This window comes from Streptomyces sp. NPDC086023 (assembly GCF_044540325.1).
In the GTDB taxonomy this organism is placed as follows: Bacteria; Actinomycetota; Actinomycetes; order Streptomycetales; family Streptomycetaceae; genus Streptomyces.
This window is the reverse complement of the sequence record NZ_JBITRX010000023.1, coordinates 65,535-82,543: the sequence shown is the minus strand read 5'-3', so window position 1 is coordinate 82,543 and position 17,009 is coordinate 65,535. Positions and strand designations below refer to the sequence as shown.

Sequence of the window (17,009 nt, the reverse complement as noted above, 5' to 3'; positions counted from 1 at the left end):
GATACGACGGCACCCTAGTGATCTCCTGGAGTCGGCTGACAACGCGGTTCGGCCGAACGGGTGATGCCGGTGGGGCTGCCGGGACCGGCCTGTGCAGCGGGCCCGCGACCCCCGTACGGGCCTCCGGCCGCCCCGCCCGGAGGCCCGCCGGACGGCTTTCGGCCGTGTGGCCGGAAGCGGACCCCGCCGGTCGCTGATAGGCTGGTACCCCGTGGACCGGGAGTCCGCCTGTGCGAATCAGGGGCCCCGAAACCGCAGCTTCGGCACCCCCGGAAACGGGAGAAGTGGCCGGACGCACCTCACTTCGCGACCACGGGAGCCCCCTCTTGGCGATGCCGCCCAAATCCATGACGACCAAGCACATCTTCGTCACCGGAGGTGTCGCTTCGTCCCTCGGCAAGGGCCTGACGGCCTCCAGCCTGGGTGCCCTGCTCAAGGCGCGGGGCCTGCGGGTCACCATGCAGAAGCTCGACCCCTACCTCAACGTCGACCCGGGCACGATGAACCCGTTCCAGCACGGCGAGGTGTTCGTCACCAACGACGGCGCCGAGACCGACCTGGACATCGGCCACTACGAGCGCTTCCTCGACGTCGACCTCGACGGCTCGGCCAACGTCACCACCGGCCAGGTCTACTCGCAGGTCATCGCCAAGGAGCGGCGCGGCGAGTACCTCGGTGACACCGTGCAGGTCATCCCGCACATCACCAACGAGATCAAGCACCGCATCCGCCGCATGGCCACCGAGGACGTCGACGTCGTCATCACCGAGGTCGGCGGCACCGTCGGCGACATCGAGTCGCTGCCGTTCCTGGAGACCGTCCGCCAGGTCCGCCACGAGGTCGGCCGCGACAACGTCTTCGTGGTCCACATCTCGCTGCTGCCCTATATCGGCCCCTCCGGTGAGCTGAAGACCAAGCCCACCCAGCACTCCGTCGCCGCGCTGCGCAACATCGGCATCCAGCCCGACGCGATCGTGCTGCGCGCCGACCGCGACGTCCCCACCTCCATCAAGCGCAAGATCTCGCTGATGTGCGACGTGGACGAGGCCGCGGTGGTCGCCGCCATCGACGCGAAGTCGATCTACGACATCCCGAAGGTCCTGCACACCGAGGGCCTGGACGCGTACGTCGTGCGCAAGCTCGACCTCCCGTTCCGCGACGTGGACTGGACCGTCTGGGAGGACCTGCTGGACCGGGTCCACAACCCCGACCACGAGGTCACCGTCGCGCTCGTCGGCAAGTACATCGACCTGCCCGACGCCTACCTGTCGGTGACCGAGGCGCTGCGCGCCGGCGGCTTCGCCAACCGGGCCCGCGTCAAGATCAAGTGGGTCACCTCGGACGACTGCAAGACGGCCGCCGGTGCCGCCAAGCAGCTCTCCGACGTCGACGCGATCTGCGTCCCCGGCGGCTTCGGCGACCGCGGCGTCAACGGCAAGGTCGGCGCCATCACCTACGCCCGCGAGAACAGGATCCCGCTGCTCGGCCTCTGCCTGGGCCTCCAGTGCGTGGTCATCGAGGCCGCCCGCAACCTGGCCGGCATCGAGGACGCCAACTCCACCGAGTTCGACGCCTCCACCGCGCACCCCGTCATCTCGACCATGGAGGAGCAGCTGGCCTTCGTCGAGGGCGCGGGCGACCTTGGCGGAACGATGCGCCTGGGCATGTACCCGGCCAAGCTCGCCGAGGGCTCCATCGTGCGCGAGGTGTACGACGGCAAGGAGTACGTCGAGGAGCGCCACCGTCACCGCTACGAGGTGAACAATGCGTACCGCTCCGAGCTGGAGAAGAAGGCCGGCATCCTGTTCTCCGGCACCTCCCCGGACAACAAGCTGGTCGAGTACGTCGAGTACCCGCGCGAGGTGCACCCCTACCTGGTCGCCACCCAGGCGCACCCGGAGCTGCGCTCCCGCCCGACCCGCCCGCACCCGCTCTTCGCGGGCCTGGTGAAGGCGGCCGTCGAGCGGCAGGCCGCGGCCCGGTAGGCAGCGCCACCGGCTATACGGTGGGAAACCGGGGTACGGACGGCCGTGCCCCGGTTTTCCGCTTCCACCGGGCCGTTCGTTGCAGGGAGGGCATGTACATGGAGATCAGGGACACCGCCGAGGAGTGGCCGGTCAGGTCCGGCCACACCCCCTTCCGGGGTGCCAAGACCAGCGTCCGCTCGGACGAGGTGGTCATGCCCGACGGCTCCGTCGCGCGCCGCGACTTCCAGGTGCACCCCGGCTCCGTGGCCGTGCTCGCCCTCGACGCCGAGCAGCGCGTGGTGGCCCTGCGCCAGTACCGGCACCCGGTCCGGCACAAGCTGTGGGAGCTGCCGGCCGGGCTCCTCGACGTACCCGGGGAGAACCCGCTGCACGCCGCCCAGCGCGAGCTGTACGAGGAGGCGCACGTCAAGGCCGAGGACTGGCGGGTGCTGGTGGACGTCTTCGCCAGCCCCGGCGGCTCCGACGAGGCCATCCGGGTCTTCCTGGCCCGGGACCTGGCCGAGGCCGAGGGCGAGCGCTTCGAGGTCGCCGAGGAGGAGGCCGACATGGAGCTGGCCCGGGTGCCGCTGGCCGACCTGGTGCGCGGGGTGCTGGCCGGCGAGCTGGGGAACGTGGCGCTGGTGAGCGGCGTGCTGGCGCTCCAGGCGGTCCTGGCGGGCGACGGCGTGGACTCGCTGCGCCCGGCGCTGGCGCCGTGGCCGGCGCGCCCGTACGAGGCCTGAGGGCCCCCGCCGGTACGGGTGGAGCGTACCCGCGCCCGGGACGGAGGGGGCTTCCCCCGTACCCGGGGCGGGGGAGCGGCTCCCCGTACCCGCGGCGCGGGGCGTACGGAGTAACCCGGCCTCCCGGTACTACCATCCGCTGATCCGATCGGGCGATTTGCCGGGTCCGTCCCCGCCGCGCTCCGCCCGGAACGCCGCTTACGGTCAACTACGCTCAGAAGCCCCCGACCTGGCTCCCACCCGGGACCTCCGGCGGGCGTTTCCCGCCACAGGCAGGGAGAGGAGCGAGCCCCGTGACGGACGAGGCGCTGGAACCCGATCGCGGCACCGTCCCCGCGGACGCCGCCGCGCCGCCCGCCTTCGTCGGCCGGCGGCGTGAGCTCAAGGAGCTCCGCGAGGACATCGCCCGCACCGGACTCGACACCCTCTCCGGCCGCAAGGCCAAGGCCCCCCGCGCCCGCGTCCTGCTCGTCGCGGGCCGCCCCGGCTCCGGCCGCACCGCCCTGGCCGAGGAGTTCGCCCGGCAGACCGCCCCGGACTACCCCGGCGGACTGCTGCGCGCCCGCCTCACCACCTCCGGCGGCGAGCGCGTACCCACCGAGCGCACCGCCCGCGAGCTGCTGGAGGCCCTCGGCGAGCCCACCCCGCCCGGCGCCGACGGCGACGAACTGACCTCCGCCCTGCGCGCCGCCCTGGCCGGCCGCCGGGCCCTGCTGCTCCTGGACGACGCGGCCGACGCCGAACAGGTCGACCCGCTGCTCCCCGACGACTCCGACTGCCTCGTCGTCGCCACCGCCGAGGGTCCCCTCACCGGCATCCCCGACGTACGCCCCTGCACCCTGGGCGGGCTCGACACCCCCGCCGCCGTCGAGCTGCTCACCGCCCGCATCGGGTCCGTACGCGTCACCGTCGACCCCCGCGCCGCCGAGACCCTCGCCGAGGAGTGCGCCGGGCAGCCCGCCGCCCTGGCCCTGGCCGGCGGCTGGCTCGCCGCCCACCCCAAGGCCTCCGTCGCGGACGTGGCCAAGCAGCTGCACGACATGCCGGCCGAGCGCGGCGCCCTCGCCCGGGCCTTCCGGCTGGTCTACGAGTCGCTGCCGGCCCCCGCCCAGCGCACCCTGCGGCTGTTGCCCCTCGCGCCCGCCGGCGCCGTGGACGCCCACACGGCCTCCGCGCTGGCCGGCTGCTCCATCGCCGCCGCCCAGTCGACCCTGGAGGACTTCGCCGCCCTCGCCCTGGTCCGGCCGGCCGCCGACGGCCAGTACCTGCTGCCCGGCTGCCTCGTCCCGCTGCTGCGTGCCCTCCTGGAGACCGGGGAACGCCCCGCCGAGGTGCAGCTGGCCCGGGCCCGGATGCTGGAGCGGACGGTACGGCTCCTCCAGTCCTGCCTCGCCGTGATCGAGCCCGACGGGGAAGAGAGCGAGGTGATCGGGAGCCCGCTGCCCGGGGTGCCCGCGCCCGGCGGCCGCTCCGCAGCCCCGCCGCGCGCCCTGCGCTTCCCCGACGCCCGGGCCGCCGGGGCCTGGCTGGACGGCCGGCTGCCGGTCCTCACGGCCGCCGCCCGGCTCGCGGTGGCCGACGGGGAGCTGGACACGCTGGCCAGGCGGCTGGTGGCCGCGCTGGTACGGGCCCTGGCGGCACACCGCGGCACGGACGCGGCCGCGCCCGAGCTGTACGGGCTGCACGGCCTGGTCCTGGACGTGGCGGAGCGCCGCGGCCTGCACCGGGAGCGGGCCGCGGCGCTGCTGAACCTGGGTGACCTGGACCACGACACCGGCCGCACCCGGGCCGCCCTGGACCGCTACCGGGCCGCGCTGGACGCGGGACGGGCGGCGAACGACCCGTACGCGACCGGCCGCGCGATGGAATCCGTAGGCGGCGCGTACCAGGAGCTGGGGGACTGGCACCGGGCCGCGGACTGGTTCGGCCGTGCACTGGCCCAGAGCCTGTCGCGCGGGGAGCGCGCGGACGAGGCGCGGCTGAACGGCCGGCTGGGCAGCGTGCACACGTACGCGGGACGCTACGGCGAGGCGCTGCGCTGCTGGCGGTCGGCCGCGGCAGGGTACCGGAAGCTGGCCGATGTGCCGGGCCGCGCAAGGGCGTTGAGCGAGATGGCGCGCGTCCAGGAGTACGCCGGGCGGCCCGAGGAGTCGCTGCACACCTGCCGTGCGGCGATCGACCTGGCGCGGGAGGCCGGGGACCAGCGGCTCCAGGCCGCACTGCAGGTGCGGCTGGCCGACACGCTCGACCGGCTCGGCGATCCGGCGGCGGCCCGGCTGCACCGGGCGGCTGCGGACAGACTGCTGGGAGACGACCCCGCAGCCTGCGAAATCCGTAGTGCTTCCGGCTGAGATTAATGCTTTGTAAGGCTAGACAGTCGGAAATCCTTCATTAGACTGGCTCTGCCGCGTTCATCTGCGGTGCATCCCGTTGCGCACTCCCGCCGACGGGTATGTATGGATTGAGCCGTTTAATCCCCTGAGTCAAGGACCGTGATCGACGATGAAGGTCGGCATCCCCCGCGAGGTCAAGAACAACGAGTTCCGCGTGGCCATCACCCCCGCCGGTGTCCACGAGCTCGTCCGCAACGGCCACCAGGTCTTCGTCGAGCAGAACGCCGGTGTCGGCTCCTCGATCACGGACGCCGAGTACGTCGCCGCCGGCGCCGAGATCCTCGCCACCGCGGACGAGGTCTGGGCCACGGCCGACCTGCTGCTGAAGGTCAAGGAGCCCATCGCGGAGGAGTACCACCGCCTCCGTAAGGACCAGACCCTCTTCACCTACCTGCACCTGGCCGCCTCCAAGGAGTGCACCGACGCGCTCCTGGAGTCCGGCACCACCGCCATCGCGTACGAGACGGTCGAGCTCGCCAACCGCGCGCTCCCGCTGCTCGCCCCGATGTCCGAGGTCGCGGGCCGCCTGGCCCCGCAGGTCGGCGCCTACCACCTGATGCGCTCGGCCGGCGGCCGCGGCATCCTCCCCGGCGGCGTCCCGGGCACCCAGGCCGCCAAGGCCGTCGTCATCGGCGGTGGCGTCTCCGGCTGGAACGCCGCGCAGATCGCCATCGGCATGGGCTTCCACGTGACCCTGCTCGACCGCGACATCAACAAGCTCCGCGAGGCCGACAAGATCTTCGGCACGAAGATCCAGACGATCGTCTCCAACGCCTTCGAGCTGGAGAAGGCCGTCCTTGAGGCCGACCTCGTCATCGGCGCCGTGCTGATCCCGGGTGCGAAGGCCCCGAAGCTGGTCACCAACGAGCTGGTCTCCCGGATGAAGCCCGGAAGTGTCCTTGTCGACATTGCGATCGACCAGGGCGGCTGCTTCGAGGACTCCCGTCCGACCACCCACGCCGAGCCGACCTTCCAGGTCCACAACTCGGTCTTCTACTGCGTCGCCAACATGCCGGGCGCGGTGCCGAACACCTCCACCTACGCGCTCACCAACGCCACGCTGCCCTACATCGTGTCGCTGGCGAACAACGGCTGGGTCGAGGCGCTTCGCCGCGACGCCGCCCTGGCGCTGGGCCTCAACACCCATGAGGGCCAGGTCGTTTACGGCCCGGTCGCCGAGGCCCACGGCTACGAGCACGTCGAGCTGAACACCCTGATCGGCTGAGCCCAGGGACCTGCGTCAACCGTCTGACGCCAATCTCACGCGTCCGGCCGGACCTTGCCCCGCAAGGTCCGGCCGGACGTGTTTATCGACACCGTGTGCCGGGGGACACCCCCTCCCGGGCGCGGCACGCCGAGGGGGATCAACTCGCCTCGAACGTAACCCTTTAACCGTTTCGCACACCCGCGAAACTTCACAGTGACAGCCCGTACGCCCTTGACAGAGTGGTGTTCGGATGCCGACACATCGTGCCGCGTCCGGCCGATTGTGTTGCTGCGGAGCGGTGACACGCCATAGAGTCGCCAACCGTCGGCATGGTGCCACGCTGACCTATCGATAAGTTTCCTGGTCACGTCCGAGGAGGTAAGACGACTTGTGAATGAGTCGACATTTGCTCCTGGGGGTGGTCAAGCAGGAGAGTCTGCGCGGGGCCAGGGCCCTGCCGGGCTCGAAGCTGTCGGCTCCGTCGCGGTCCGCACCTTCGCAAACCACCAGCACATGACGACGCCCCAAAAGAGCATGGACGGCCTAGACGTGAACTCCATGGCCGGCGACCTGAGCGGCCGAGAGCCCACCGGTTTCGCCGACTACGACGAGGTGCCCGAGGGGCACTTCTACGACCCTGACGCCGAGTACGAGCCCGACCCCGAGTACGCGGCCACCCTCGCCCCCGACGCAGCGAGACAGCGCCGCGAGCGGATCGGCCCGACCGGACGGCCGCTGCCGTACTTCCCGATCCCGGGTCCCCTGACCGACCACGGTCCCGCGAAGATCATCGCGATGTGCAACCAGAAGGGCGGCGTCGGCAAGACCACGTCGACCATCAACCTGGGTGCCGCGCTCGCCGAGTACGGGCGGCGCGTGCTGCTCGTCGACTTCGACCCGCAGGGCGCCCTGTCGGTCGGCCTCGGCGTGAACCCGATGGAGCTGGACCTCACCGTCTACAACCTGCTCATGGAGCGGGGCATGTCGGCGGACGAGGTGCTGCTCAAGACCGCGGTCCCCAACATGGACCTGCTGCCGAGCAACATCGATCTCTCGGCCGCGGAAGTGCAGTTGGTGAGCGAGGTCGCGCGCGAGTCGACGCTTCAGCGCGCGCTGAAGCCGCTGATGAACGACTACGACTACATCGTGATCGACTGTCAGCCCTCGCTCGGCCTGCTGACGGTGAACGCCCTGACGGCGGCTCACAAGGTCATCGTGCCGCTGGAATGCGAGTTCTTCGCTCTGCGCGGTGTGGCACTGCTGACCGAGACCATCGAGAAGGTTCAGGAGCGGCTCAACCCGGAGCTGGAGCTCGACGGGATCCTCGCCACCATGTACGACTCCCGTACGGTGCACAGCCGTGAGGTGCTGGCACGCGTGGTCGAGGCCTTCGACGACCACGTCTACCACACCGTCATCGGGCGTACGGTCCGCTTCCCGGAGACCACGGTCGCCGGCGAGCCCATCACCACGTACGCCTCCAACTCCGTCGGCGCCGCCGCCTATCGCCAGCTCGCCAGGGAGGTGCTCGCCCGGTGTCACGCCGAGTGAGTCTGCCCGGAGCCGACGAACTCTTCCGTACGACAGGGGGGATGGCGCTGCAGGCGTCCTCGCCCCGGCGCCCGGCGGACCCCGAGCACGAGGACGCCGCCGCGGACGACGCGGCGGAGGGCCGGGCGCGGGAGGGCGAGACCGTGGCGGCCGCGGAGCCGGTGGTGGCTCCGCAGAGGCGCCCGCAGGAAGGTTCCCCCGCCCCCGCCGCGGCCGCGAGCCCGCGGCGCAAGGGGGGCGGCCGGAACCGCCGCCCGAGCGGGCGGGAGCGGCACGACGAGAAGATCACGGTCTACGTCTCCGCCGAGGAGCTGATGGACCTGGAGCACGCGCGGCTGGTGCTCCGCGGGGAGCACGGGCTGGCCGTCGACCGCGGCCGGATCGTCCGCGAGGCGGTCGCGGTCGTCCTGGCCGACCTGGAGTCCCGCGGCGACGCGAGCATCCTGGTCCGCCGCCTGCGCGGCCGCTGACGGAGCCCTCGGCCCCTCGCAGCCCCGGGCCCCGGCCCCGCTGCCCTCGGGCCGCAGGCCCCGGCGAGCCGTTTGCCCCCGGGGCGCAGCCCCGGGCCCACGGGCGGCAGCCCCGGGCCGTTTGCCGTCGTGGCCGCAGTGCCGGCCCCGGGCCGCTTTTCCCAGGACAGAAGCCCCATCCGCCGGGCTGCAGTCCCTGGCCGACCGGATTCCTGGGCCCACGGGCCGCTGATTCTGGCCCGGGCCGCAGCCCTCATCCGCCGGGCCGCAGCCTCCGGTTGACCGGATCCCCGGTCCGCCGCCCGCTGCCCCTGGCCCATCGGAGCTGCCTGACCCTGGGCCCGCCGGAAACCCGGGTCCCCCTCAGCCACGGCGGCCTCCGGCCGTCTGGACCCGCTGTCGTCGGTCCGCCGGAGTCGGCGTCTGCTGCCTTCCGGCTGACCGGAGCCCAGGTCCCCACGGCCCGCCTCGGCCCTGGCCCCCTCGGAGCCGCAGGCCGGCACTGGGGGTACCGGAGGGGCGGCATCTGGTCGGTGCCCGGTACGGCGGGCCCTGCGGGGCATGCCCCTGGCCCGCCCTCTCACCGTCTCCCCGGGGCTCCGCCCCGGACCCCGGGGCCTCACGACGGTGGAGGCTCGCTGGGGCTTCGCCCCCTCCCCGTGGTGACCACGGCGACCAACGACGACGAGGGCCGTGTCCTTCTGCGTCACCTCGGCTTCCCGTTCAAGGAGGCCAGGTCATCAAGATCACGAAGCAATTCGTGTTCTGACCCGGTAGCTCTCCAGAGCTGCCGAGAAGGGCCCCGGCCCGCCGTCGGTGGGCCCGGTGTCGGGTGCCGGGGCGGTCGGGGGTCTGCGGTGCCGGCACGGTGTGGGGCGTCGTGGTGGGCGGTGGCACCGATAGCCTTCCGCGTACTGCCGTGACTTCCGCACCCTGGACCGTGATGCCCCCGAACGACCCCGTGCCGCCCGCCCGCGGCCCCCGCCGCCCGCTGGGCCGGGGCCCGGGCGCGTCACCGTCCACCCGGCCCGATGCGGTGCCGGAGGCCCCCTCGACCGTCCCGGAGCCCCGCCCGCAGGGCAGCACCGTGCCGGCCGGCACGGACGGGCCCGTCCCCGCCTCCGCTGCCCCTGGCGAGACGGCCCCCGCGGGGCTGCAGCCCGCCCCTGCTCCGGCCGCCGAAGACGCTGCGCTGCCCGCTCCCGCCGAGCCCGGCGTACCCGCCTCCGAGGCGGATGCGGCCCCCGGCCGCGACGCAGCCCTCCCGTGCCCGGCGGACAGGGCCACGACGGCCGTCGGGGAACTGTCGGGCGGGGACCGGTCCGCCGTTCCGCCGCCGTACGAGGCCGCGTGGCAGGGCGAGACGATGCCGGCTGCGGCGGCGGTCGCTGCCGTGGCCGCGCCCGCGGGCCGGGGCCGGGGCCGGGCCGAGGCCGGCGGGCCCACCCCGGCTCGGCCCGAGGGCGGGACCGAGCCGACCGTCCACCGTCCCCCCGTCGCGCCGTCCGGCGAGTCCCCCACCGCCGGGTCGGCAGCACCGGACGGTCATGACGTGACCGTGGGCACGATCGGTGAGCCTGCCTCTCGTGGGACGGCTGACGCGGACGCGGCCGAGGCCGTTGCTCCAGCGGGTGAGGCCGTAATCGGCGGGCCCTCCGCCCGGGCCACCCGGGCCGGAGTGACGGGCGCGCCCGCTTGTGGCGGCGATGCCCCGGCCGGGCCGGGAGGCGAGAGGGCAGTGCCCGCCGCAGCAGGAGACCGGGCGGTACCCGCCGCGCCGCGGGGCGATGGGGCGGCCCCTGCCAGGCCGGAAGGCGAGGAGACGGGTGCCGGTGGCAACGGGCCGGCACCGGCAGAGCCAGCACCAGACGGGGCAGCCCCCGCCGGGCCGGGAGGCACCGGGGCGGCACCCGCCGTTCCGGCAGCCGATGGGCCGGCACCCGCAGAGCCGGGAACCGGGGCAGCCCCCGCCGAGCTGGGAGGCAACGGGCCGGCACCCGCAGAGCCCGGAGCCGACGGGCTGCCCCCCGTCGTGCCGGGAGCCGGCGGGGCGGTGCCCGCTGTGCCGGGAGCCGGCGGGCTGGCCCCCGTCGTGCCGGGAGCCGGCGGGGCGGTGCCCGTCGTGCCGGGAGGCGACAGGGCGGTTCCCGCTGTGCCAGGAGCCGACGGGCCGGCCTCCGTCGTGCGGGGAGCCGACGGGTCGGCCTCCGTCGTGCGGGGAGCCGACGGGTCGCTCCCCGCTGTGCCGGGGGGCGACGGGCCGGTCCCTGCCGTGCCGGGAGGCGACGGGGCAGCACCCGCCGAGCCGGGAGGCGACGGGCGGTTCACCGTGCGGCTTCACAATTTCGAGGGGCCCTTCGATCTGCTGCTCCAGTTGATCTCGCGGCACCGGATGGACGTCACCGAGGTCGCGCTGTCGCGGGTCACCGACGAGTTCATGGCCCACATCCGGGCCATGGGGCCCGACTGGGACCTCGACCAGACCACCGAGTTCCTCGTCGTCGCCGCCACCCTCCTCGACCTCAAGGCCGCCCGGCTGCTGCCCACCGCCGAGGTCGAGGACGAGGCAGACCTCGCCCTCCTGGAGGCCCGCGACCTGCTCTTCGCCCGGCTGCTCCAGTACCGCGCGTACAAGCGGATCGCCGAGATCTTCGAGGAACGGGCTGAGGCCGAGGGGCGCCGGTACCCCCGTACCGTCGGCCTGGAGGACACCCACGCCGAGTTGCTGCCCGAGGTCGTCATCAGCATCGGCGCCGAGGGCTTCGCCCGGCTGGCGGTCAAGGCCATGCAGCCCAAGGCCAAGCCGCAGGTGTACGTGGACCACATCCACGCCCCCCTGGTCAGCGTCCGGGAGCAGGGCGAGCTGCTCGTGGCCCGTCTCAGGGAGCTCGGCGCGGCCGGCTTCCGCGAGCTGACCGCCGACGCCGCCGACACCCTGACCGTCGTCGCCCGCTTCCTGGCCCTCCTGGAGCTCTACCGGGAGAAGGCCGTCGCCCTCGACCAGGAGGAGGCGCTCGGCGAGCTGACCGTCCGCTGGACCGGCGGCACGGGCCCGGGCACCGGGGGCCCCCTCGTCTCCGACGAGTTCGACCAGACCGTACGGCCCGACGAGGAGGACGCCCGATGAGCGTCGCGGACCTTGAGCTGAAACCCGCCCTGGAGGCCGTCCTGATGGTCGTGGACGAGCCCGCGACCGAGGAGCACCTCGCCAAGGTGCTGGAGCGCCCCGTGCGCGACGTGGCCCTGGCCCTGCGCGAACTGGCCGACGAGTACACCGTCCAGCGCCGCGGTTTCGAGCTGCGCCTGGTCGCCGGCGGCTGGCGGTTCTACACCCGGCCGGAATACGCGGCGGCCGTCGAGGGCTTCGTACTGGACGGGCAGCATGCCCGGCTCACCCAGGCGGCCCTGGAGACCCTCGCGGTCGTCGCTTACCGCCAGCCGGTCAGCCGCTCCCGGGTCTCCGCGGTCCGCGGCGTGAACTGCGACGGCGTCATGCGCACCCTCCTCCAGCGCGGTCTGGTCGAGGAGGCGGGCACGGAACCCGAAACAGGTGCGATCCTGTACAGGACGACGAACTACTTTCTGGAGCGGATGGGCCTGCGCGGCCTGGACGAGCTCCCGGAGCTCGCGCCCTTCCTCCCGGAGGCGGAGGCGATCGAGGCCGAGACGCAGGAAGGCGTCCCGTCGTTCGATCCGGACGCTCCGGACACAGACGAAGACGACAAGACGACGGACATTTGATGCGAAGCAGCGGCGGCAACAGGAACAGCGGCGGCGGGCGCGGTAACTACCGCGGTGCCGGGAACTCTCGTGACGACAGGCAGGGCGGGGGCCAGAGCCGTCCCCGCCGCCCCCGTCCCGAGGAGCGCCGCTACGACGTCGGCCCCGAGGGCGAGCGCAGCGGCCGCAGCGGGCCCCAGAGCGGGCGCGGCGGCCAGGGCGGCGGCCAGGGCGGTCAGGGCGGCCGCGGCGGCCAGGCCGGCGCCGGCCGTACGGGCGGTGCGCGCGGCGACGCGGCCCGCGGCGGCGCCAAGGGCGGCCCCAAGACCCCCCAGGGCGGCGGCAAGGCCGGCGGCCCGCGCCGGAGCGGCAGCGCCCCCGCCCGCCCCCGCGAGTACGACGCCCGCATCGAGGAGCGCAACCGCGAGCGGTACGCCGACAAGCCGCAGATCAAGACCCCGAAGACCTTCCCGGGCGCCGAGCAGGAGGGCGAGCGCCTGCAGAAGGTGCTGGCCCGGGCCGGCATGGGCTCGCGCCGTGCCTGCGAGGAGCTGATCGAGCAGGCCCGCGTCGAGGTCAACGGCAAGATCGTCGTCGAGCAGGGCATGCGGGTCCGGCCCGAGAAGGACGAGATCAAGGTGGACGGCCTGACCGTCGCCACCCAGTCGTACCTCTTCTTCGCCCTCAACAAGCCGGCCGGCGTCGTCTCCACCATGGAGGACCCGGACGGCCGCCAGTGCCTCGGCGACTACGTCACCAACCGCGAGACCCGGCTGTTCCACGTCGGCCGTCTCGACACGGAGACCGAGGGCATCATCCTGCTCACCAACCACGGCGAGCTGGCCCACCGCCTCACCCACCCCAAGTACGGCGTGCAGAAGACCTACCTCGCCGCCATCACCGGCCCGCTGCCCCGCGAGATCGGCAAGCGACTGCAGTCCGGCATCCAGCTGGAGGACGGGTACGCGAAGGCCGACCACTTCCGGGTGGTCGACCAGGTCGGCAAGAACTACCTGGTGGAGGTCACCCTCCACGAGGGCCGCAAGCACATCGTCCGCCGCATGCTGGCCGAGGCCGGCTTCCCGGTCGAGAAGCTCGTACGGACCGCCTTCGGCCCGATCGAGCTCGGCGACCAGAAGTCCGGCTGGCTGCGCCGCCTCACCAACACCGAGGTCGGCATGCTGATGCGCGAGGTCGGCCTGTAGGACGGCCGCGCACCGCGCGCGCCGCTCACGGCAGGGCCCCCGCCTCCCACGGCGGGGGCCCTGCCGTTTCCGTTCCGCCTCGGTTTCCGTTGTCCGGCCCGCTTCGGCGGATCCGGCCCCCGCCGGGTGTGCGCACTCCCTTGCCGAAGGGCCCGAGGAAGTTTTATAGTCACAATGACTATAAAAGGGGGTGGGTGTTCCGGTGCCGCAGGGCTATGACCCGTACGCCTTCGAGCCGTTCGCCGTCACCGTCGACCTGGCGGTCTTCACCGTGCGCGGCGGCCGGCTGCACGTGCTGCTGATCCGGCGCGGCCGGGAGCCGTACGCGGGGGCCTGGGCGCTGCCCGGCGGGTTCCTGCTGCCGCGGGAGTCCGCCGAGACCGCCGCACGCCGGGAGCTGGCCGAGGAGACGGGGCTGCCGGAGCCGGTGGTCGCGGGACTCCACCTGGAACAGCTGCGCACGTACAGCGAGCCGGACCGGGACCCTCGGATGCGGGTGGTGTCGGTGGCGTACACCGCGCTCGTACCGGACCTGCCCGAGCCGGCGGAGGGCGGCGGCGGGGACGCCGAGCACGCCCGCTGGGTGCCGCTCGACGGCGACAGCGGGCCCGGCGGCCCTGGCGACCCCGGCGGTCAGGGCGGGCCGGGTCCCGGAGGGACCGGTGCGCTCGCCTTCGACCACGACCTGATCCTGGCCGACGCGCGGGAGCGGATCGGCGCGCGGCTGGAGTACACCTGCCTCGCCACCGCCTTCTGCGCCCCCGAGTTCACCCTCGGGGAGCTGCAGGCGGTGTACGAGACGGTCTGGGGCACCGCCCTGGACCGGCCCAACTTCCGGCGCAAGGTGCTGGCCACCCAGGGGTTCGTCGAACAGGTCCCCGGGGCCGCCCGGCTGACCGGCGGACGCGGCAAACCGGCCGCCGTGTACCGGGCCGGGCCCGCCACCGCGCTCCACCCGCCGCTGCTCCGGCCGGGCGGCGGAGCCCGCCGGGGCGACCGGCAGGACCGGCGGCCGGCGGACCCGGCCTCCCGGACGCCGGCTCCGGCGCAGGCAGAGGCCCAGGCACAGGCACAGGCACAGGCAGAGGCACAGGCGCCCGCACCGGCGCACGCACGGCCGGCGGCGCACTCACGGGCCCGGGAAGAGGCCCGCGAGCAGGCACAGCCACACGCAGGAACACCGAGGGAAGGACGACGGGGATGACGACGACCAGGACCAAGTGCGCGGCGACCGGCTCGCTGATCGGGCTGGCGCTCGGGGACGCCCTGGGCTTCCCCACCGAGTTCAACGACGTACCGTCGATCCTCGCCAAGTCCGGGCCCTGGCGGGAGATGGAACTGCCCCGCCCCGCCGTCGTCTCGGACGACACGCAGATGACCCTGGCCCTCGGGCAGGCCCTGCGCACGGCGATGGAGCGCGGGTACCTCGCCCCGCTGCGGCTGCTGCGCCCGCTGCGCGACGAGTTCACCGACTGGTACCACTCGCCGCAGAACAACCGCGCCCCCGGCCGCACCTGCATGGTCGCCTGCCGCCTGCTGGACACCGGCCGGGACTGGCACGAGGCCAGCCAGATCGACTCCAAGGGCTGCGGCGCCAACATGCGGGTGGCACCGGTCGGCCTCGCCCCCGGCCTGACCACGGACCAGCGGGCCGGCGCCGCGCAGCTCCAGTCCGCCGTCACCCACGGCCACCCCACCGCGCTGGCCGCCTCCGACCTGACGGCCCGTGCGGTGTACCTCCTCGCCCAGGGCGCCGAGCCCACCGGCCTGGTGGGCCTGCTCCGTTCGTACGCGCTCGACAACCGCACCCGGTACCACGAGACGTGGCTGGGCGACCTGTGGACCCGCGCCCACGACGCCTCGCCCGAGGACTTCATCGCCCGCGGCTGGGACGAGTGCCTGGCGGTCCTGGACCGCCTGGCGGCCGCCCTGCGCAACCCCTCGCCGGAGACCGACCCCTGCCTGACCACGGGGGAGGGCTGGATCGCCGAGGAGGCGCTGGCCACCGCGCTCCAGTGCTTCCTGCTCTTCCCGGAGGAACCGCTCCGGGCGCTGCGCCGGGCCGCCTGCACCTCCGGCGACTCCGACTCGATCGCCTGCCTGGCCGGCGCCTTCGCCGGGGCCCACCTGGGCGCGGCCGCCTGGCCCCGCGAGTGGGCGGAGCGCATCGAGTACCGCAGGGAACTCCTTGCACTGGGGGCACTCTGGGACGCCTGACCGGCCGGCTGGCATGATCGGGCCATGCTGGACGCCCTGAGTGTGGACCTGACCCCCGTCGTCGCCGAGCAGCCCGACCCGCTGCTGTTCGCGACCGTCTCGGGCGCGCATCTGTACGGGTTCCCCTCCCGGGACTCCGACGTGGACCTGCGCGGCGTGCACCTGCTGCCGGTCGCCGCGCTGATCGGACTGCACGAGCCGGAGGAGACCCGCACCCGGATGTGGGACCGCGACGGCGTCGAGATGGACCTCGTCACGCACGACCTGCGCAAGTTCGTCCGGCTGATGCTCCGCCGCAACGGCTACGTGCTGGAACAGCTCCTCTCGCCCCTGGTGGTGCACACCACCGGGGCGCACGAGGAGCTGCGCGCCCTGGCACCCGGGGTGCTCACCTCCCACCACGCCCACCACTACCGGGGGTTCGCGGGCACGCAGTGGCGGCTCTTCGAACGGACCGGGGAGCTGAAGCCGCTGCTGTACTCCTTCCGGGCTCTGCTGACCGGCGTGCACCTGATGCGGGCGGGGGAGGTGCAGGCGCACCTGCCGACGCTGTGCGGGGAGGTTCCGGAGGCGCCCGGGTACCTGGGGGAGCTGATCGAGGCCAAGGCCGCCGCCGAGCACGGTTCCGCGGAGGGCCTCGTACCGGACCGGCTGCGGGCGGACCACGAGGCGCTGCACCGCGTGCTCGACGCGGCCGAGGCGGAGACCCGGCTGCCGGACCGGCCCGGCTCCCTCGACGCGCTCCACGAGTTCGTCGTACGGGCCAGGACCGGCGAGCCGTCCTAGGCGTGCGGTCCGGCCGGCCCGGCGGCCGGACCCTGACGACACGGCACGGCCCCACGGCCCGGGGCGGCCCTCAGACCGAGGCGCGGCGGGTGCGGACCAGGAAGTCCTCTACCGCGGCCCGGTCGGGCTCGGGCGGCAGCGGGGTGCCGGCGGCCGCGGACTCCGCCTCCGCCGTGAGGCGGTTCATCCAGGACTCCACCTCCGCCCAGGTCAGTTCGCCGCGCTTCACCGCCAGCAGCCGGTCCCGGTACGGGCCGGCGTCGATGTCCAGGCGGCCGGTGCGCAGCAGGTCCCGGCAGGACAGCAGCAGCCGCAGCAGGTGCATGGCGTGCTTCCAGCGCGGGGCGCCGTGGTTGCGTACGTCGGCCTCCAGCTTCGCCCGCTGGCCGGCCGCGTAGCGGGCGAAGGTGATGTGGGCGCGGGCCGAGAGGAACGCCGGGCGCAGCGCGAGGAGTTCCTCGCCGGTGCCGGTGATCCGCTCGACCAGCGGGGAGTGCAGGCACTCCAGGATGTTCGGGTTGTTCTTCAGCGCCAGCTCGCAGAAGCGTTCCAACTCCCACGAGAACTGCTCCTCCAGCGGCCCCTCCACGTGCGTGGGGGGCTTCTCGAAGCGCCAGTACAGCGGGGCCGGGGCGAGGAAGACACCGCGCCGGTCGGTGTCACTCCCCTCCGTCGCCAGGCCGAACGCGCGTGAGCCCATCACGCACGCGTAGATCGTGTGGTCGCGTACCAGCGCTTCGGGATGCATGG

At 73.7% G+C, this 17,009-nt stretch carries 12 protein-coding genes and 1 pseudogene; 12 read left to right on the top strand and 1 reads right to left on the bottom strand.

What is annotated here, in order from left to right; translation table 11 throughout:
- The first annotated feature begins 332 nt into the window (after window positions 1–332).
- The 12 genes and pseudogenes from ACIF6F_RS32210 (at window position 333) to ACIF6F_RS32155 (ending at window position 16,259) form a co-directional block, all read left to right on the top strand.
- The gene (locus ACIF6F_RS32210) at window positions 333–1,985 is read left to right on the top strand and encodes a CTP synthase (protein ID WP_399955124.1); all 1,653 of its coding nucleotides are present in this window, start codon (window positions 333–335) and stop codon (window positions 1,983–1,985) included.
- A 98-nt stretch (window positions 1,986–2,083) separates the two neighbouring features.
- Window positions 2,084–2,710: an NUDIX domain-containing protein gene (locus ACIF6F_RS32205; protein ID WP_399955121.1), complete on the top strand. Its 627-nt coding sequence runs from the start codon at window positions 2,084–2,086 to the stop codon at window positions 2,708–2,710.
- A gap of 293 nt (window positions 2,711–3,003) precedes the next feature.
- Window positions 3,004–5,061: a tetratricopeptide repeat protein gene (locus ACIF6F_RS32200; protein ID WP_399955118.1), complete on the top strand. Its 2,058-nt coding sequence runs from the start codon at window positions 3,004–3,006 to the stop codon at window positions 5,059–5,061.
- A gap of 151 nt (window positions 5,062–5,212) precedes the next feature.
- Window positions 5,213–6,328 carry an alanine dehydrogenase gene (gene ald, locus ACIF6F_RS32195; protein WP_399955115.1) on the top strand — a complete coding sequence of 372 codons (1,116 nt, stop codon included), beginning with the start codon at window positions 5,213–5,215 and terminating at the stop codon, window positions 6,326–6,328.
- A gap of 372 nt (window positions 6,329–6,700) precedes the next feature.
- Window positions 6,701–7,861, top strand: coding sequence for a ParA family protein (locus tag ACIF6F_RS32190; RefSeq protein ID WP_399955112.1), 1,161 nt, complete (start codon window positions 6,701–6,703; stop codon window positions 7,859–7,861).
- On the top strand, window positions 7,846–8,331 hold the full coding sequence (locus ACIF6F_RS32185) for a hypothetical protein (protein WP_399955109.1): 486 nt from the start codon (window positions 7,846–7,848) through the stop codon (window positions 8,329–8,331). The genes ACIF6F_RS32190 and ACIF6F_RS32185 overlap by 16 nt, the downstream gene beginning before the upstream one ends.
- A gap of 1,738 nt (window positions 8,332–10,069) precedes the next feature.
- Window positions 10,070–11,458 carry a segregation/condensation protein A gene (locus ACIF6F_RS32180; protein ID WP_399955106.1) on the top strand — a complete coding sequence of 463 codons (1,389 nt, stop codon included), beginning with the start codon at window positions 10,070–10,072 and terminating at the stop codon, window positions 11,456–11,458.
- Window positions 11,455–12,072 (top strand): SMC-Scp complex subunit ScpB, encoded by a 618-nt coding sequence (gene scpB / locus ACIF6F_RS32175; protein WP_399955103.1) that lies wholly within the window; start codon window positions 11,455–11,457, stop codon window positions 12,070–12,072. The genes ACIF6F_RS32180 and scpB overlap by 4 nt, the downstream gene beginning before the upstream one ends.
- A complete protein-coding gene (locus ACIF6F_RS32170) occupies window positions 12,072–13,256 on the top strand; it encodes a pseudouridine synthase (RefSeq protein ID WP_399955100.1) in 1,185 nt (394 codons plus the stop codon). Before scpB ends, ACIF6F_RS32170 begins: the two co-directional genes overlap by 1 nt.
- Before the next feature lie 190 nt (window positions 13,257–13,446).
- Window positions 13,447–14,236, top strand: a pseudogene (locus ACIF6F_RS32165) (NUDIX hydrolase); the annotation flags it as partial.
- 220 nt (window positions 14,237–14,456) lie between these two features.
- Window positions 14,457–15,473, top strand: coding sequence for an ADP-ribosylglycohydrolase family protein (locus ACIF6F_RS32160; RefSeq protein ID WP_399955097.1), 1,017 nt, complete (start codon window positions 14,457–14,459; stop codon window positions 15,471–15,473).
- Window positions 15,474–15,497: 24 nt separating this feature from the next.
- Complete coding sequence (locus ACIF6F_RS32155; RefSeq protein ID WP_399955095.1) at window positions 15,498–16,259, top strand: DNA polymerase beta superfamily protein; 762 nt, start codon at window positions 15,498–15,500, stop codon at window positions 16,257–16,259.
- A gap of 70 nt (window positions 16,260–16,329) precedes the next feature.
- Here the strand turns inward: ACIF6F_RS32155 and ACIF6F_RS32150 are convergent, their stop codons facing one another.
- A complete protein-coding gene (locus ACIF6F_RS32150; RefSeq protein WP_399955092.1) occupies window positions 16,330–17,007 on the bottom strand; it encodes a DNA polymerase beta superfamily protein in 678 nt (225 codons plus the stop codon).
- Between the last annotated feature and the right edge of the window lie 2 nt (window positions 17,008–17,009).

Excerpts from the sequence above, each read along its gene's own strand:
- ACIF6F_RS32210 (WP_399955124.1), top strand. The coding sequence starts at position 333 with ATGCCGCCCAAATCCATGACGACCAAGCACATCTTCGTCACCGGAGGT.
- ACIF6F_RS32150 (WP_399955092.1), bottom strand. The coding sequence starts at position 17,007 with ATGCATCCCGAAGCGCTGGTACGCGACCACACGATCTACGCGTGCGTG.
- scpB (WP_399955103.1), top strand. The coding sequence starts at position 11,455 with ATGAGCGTCGCGGACCTTGAGCTGAAACCCGCCCTGGAGGCCGTCCTG.
- ald (WP_399955115.1), top strand. The coding sequence starts at position 5,213 with ATGAAGGTCGGCATCCCCCGCGAGGTCAAGAACAACGAGTTCCGCGTG.
- ACIF6F_RS32170 (WP_399955100.1), top strand. The coding sequence starts at position 12,072 with ATGCGAAGCAGCGGCGGCAACAGGAACAGCGGCGGCGGGCGCGGTAAC.
- ACIF6F_RS32205 (WP_399955121.1), top strand. The coding sequence starts at position 2,084 with ATGGAGATCAGGGACACCGCCGAGGAGTGGCCGGTCAGGTCCGGCCAC.
- ACIF6F_RS32160 (WP_399955097.1), top strand. The coding sequence starts at position 14,457 with ATGACGACGACCAGGACCAAGTGCGCGGCGACCGGCTCGCTGATCGGG.
- ACIF6F_RS32155 (WP_399955095.1), top strand. The coding sequence starts at position 15,498 with ATGCTGGACGCCCTGAGTGTGGACCTGACCCCCGTCGTCGCCGAGCAG.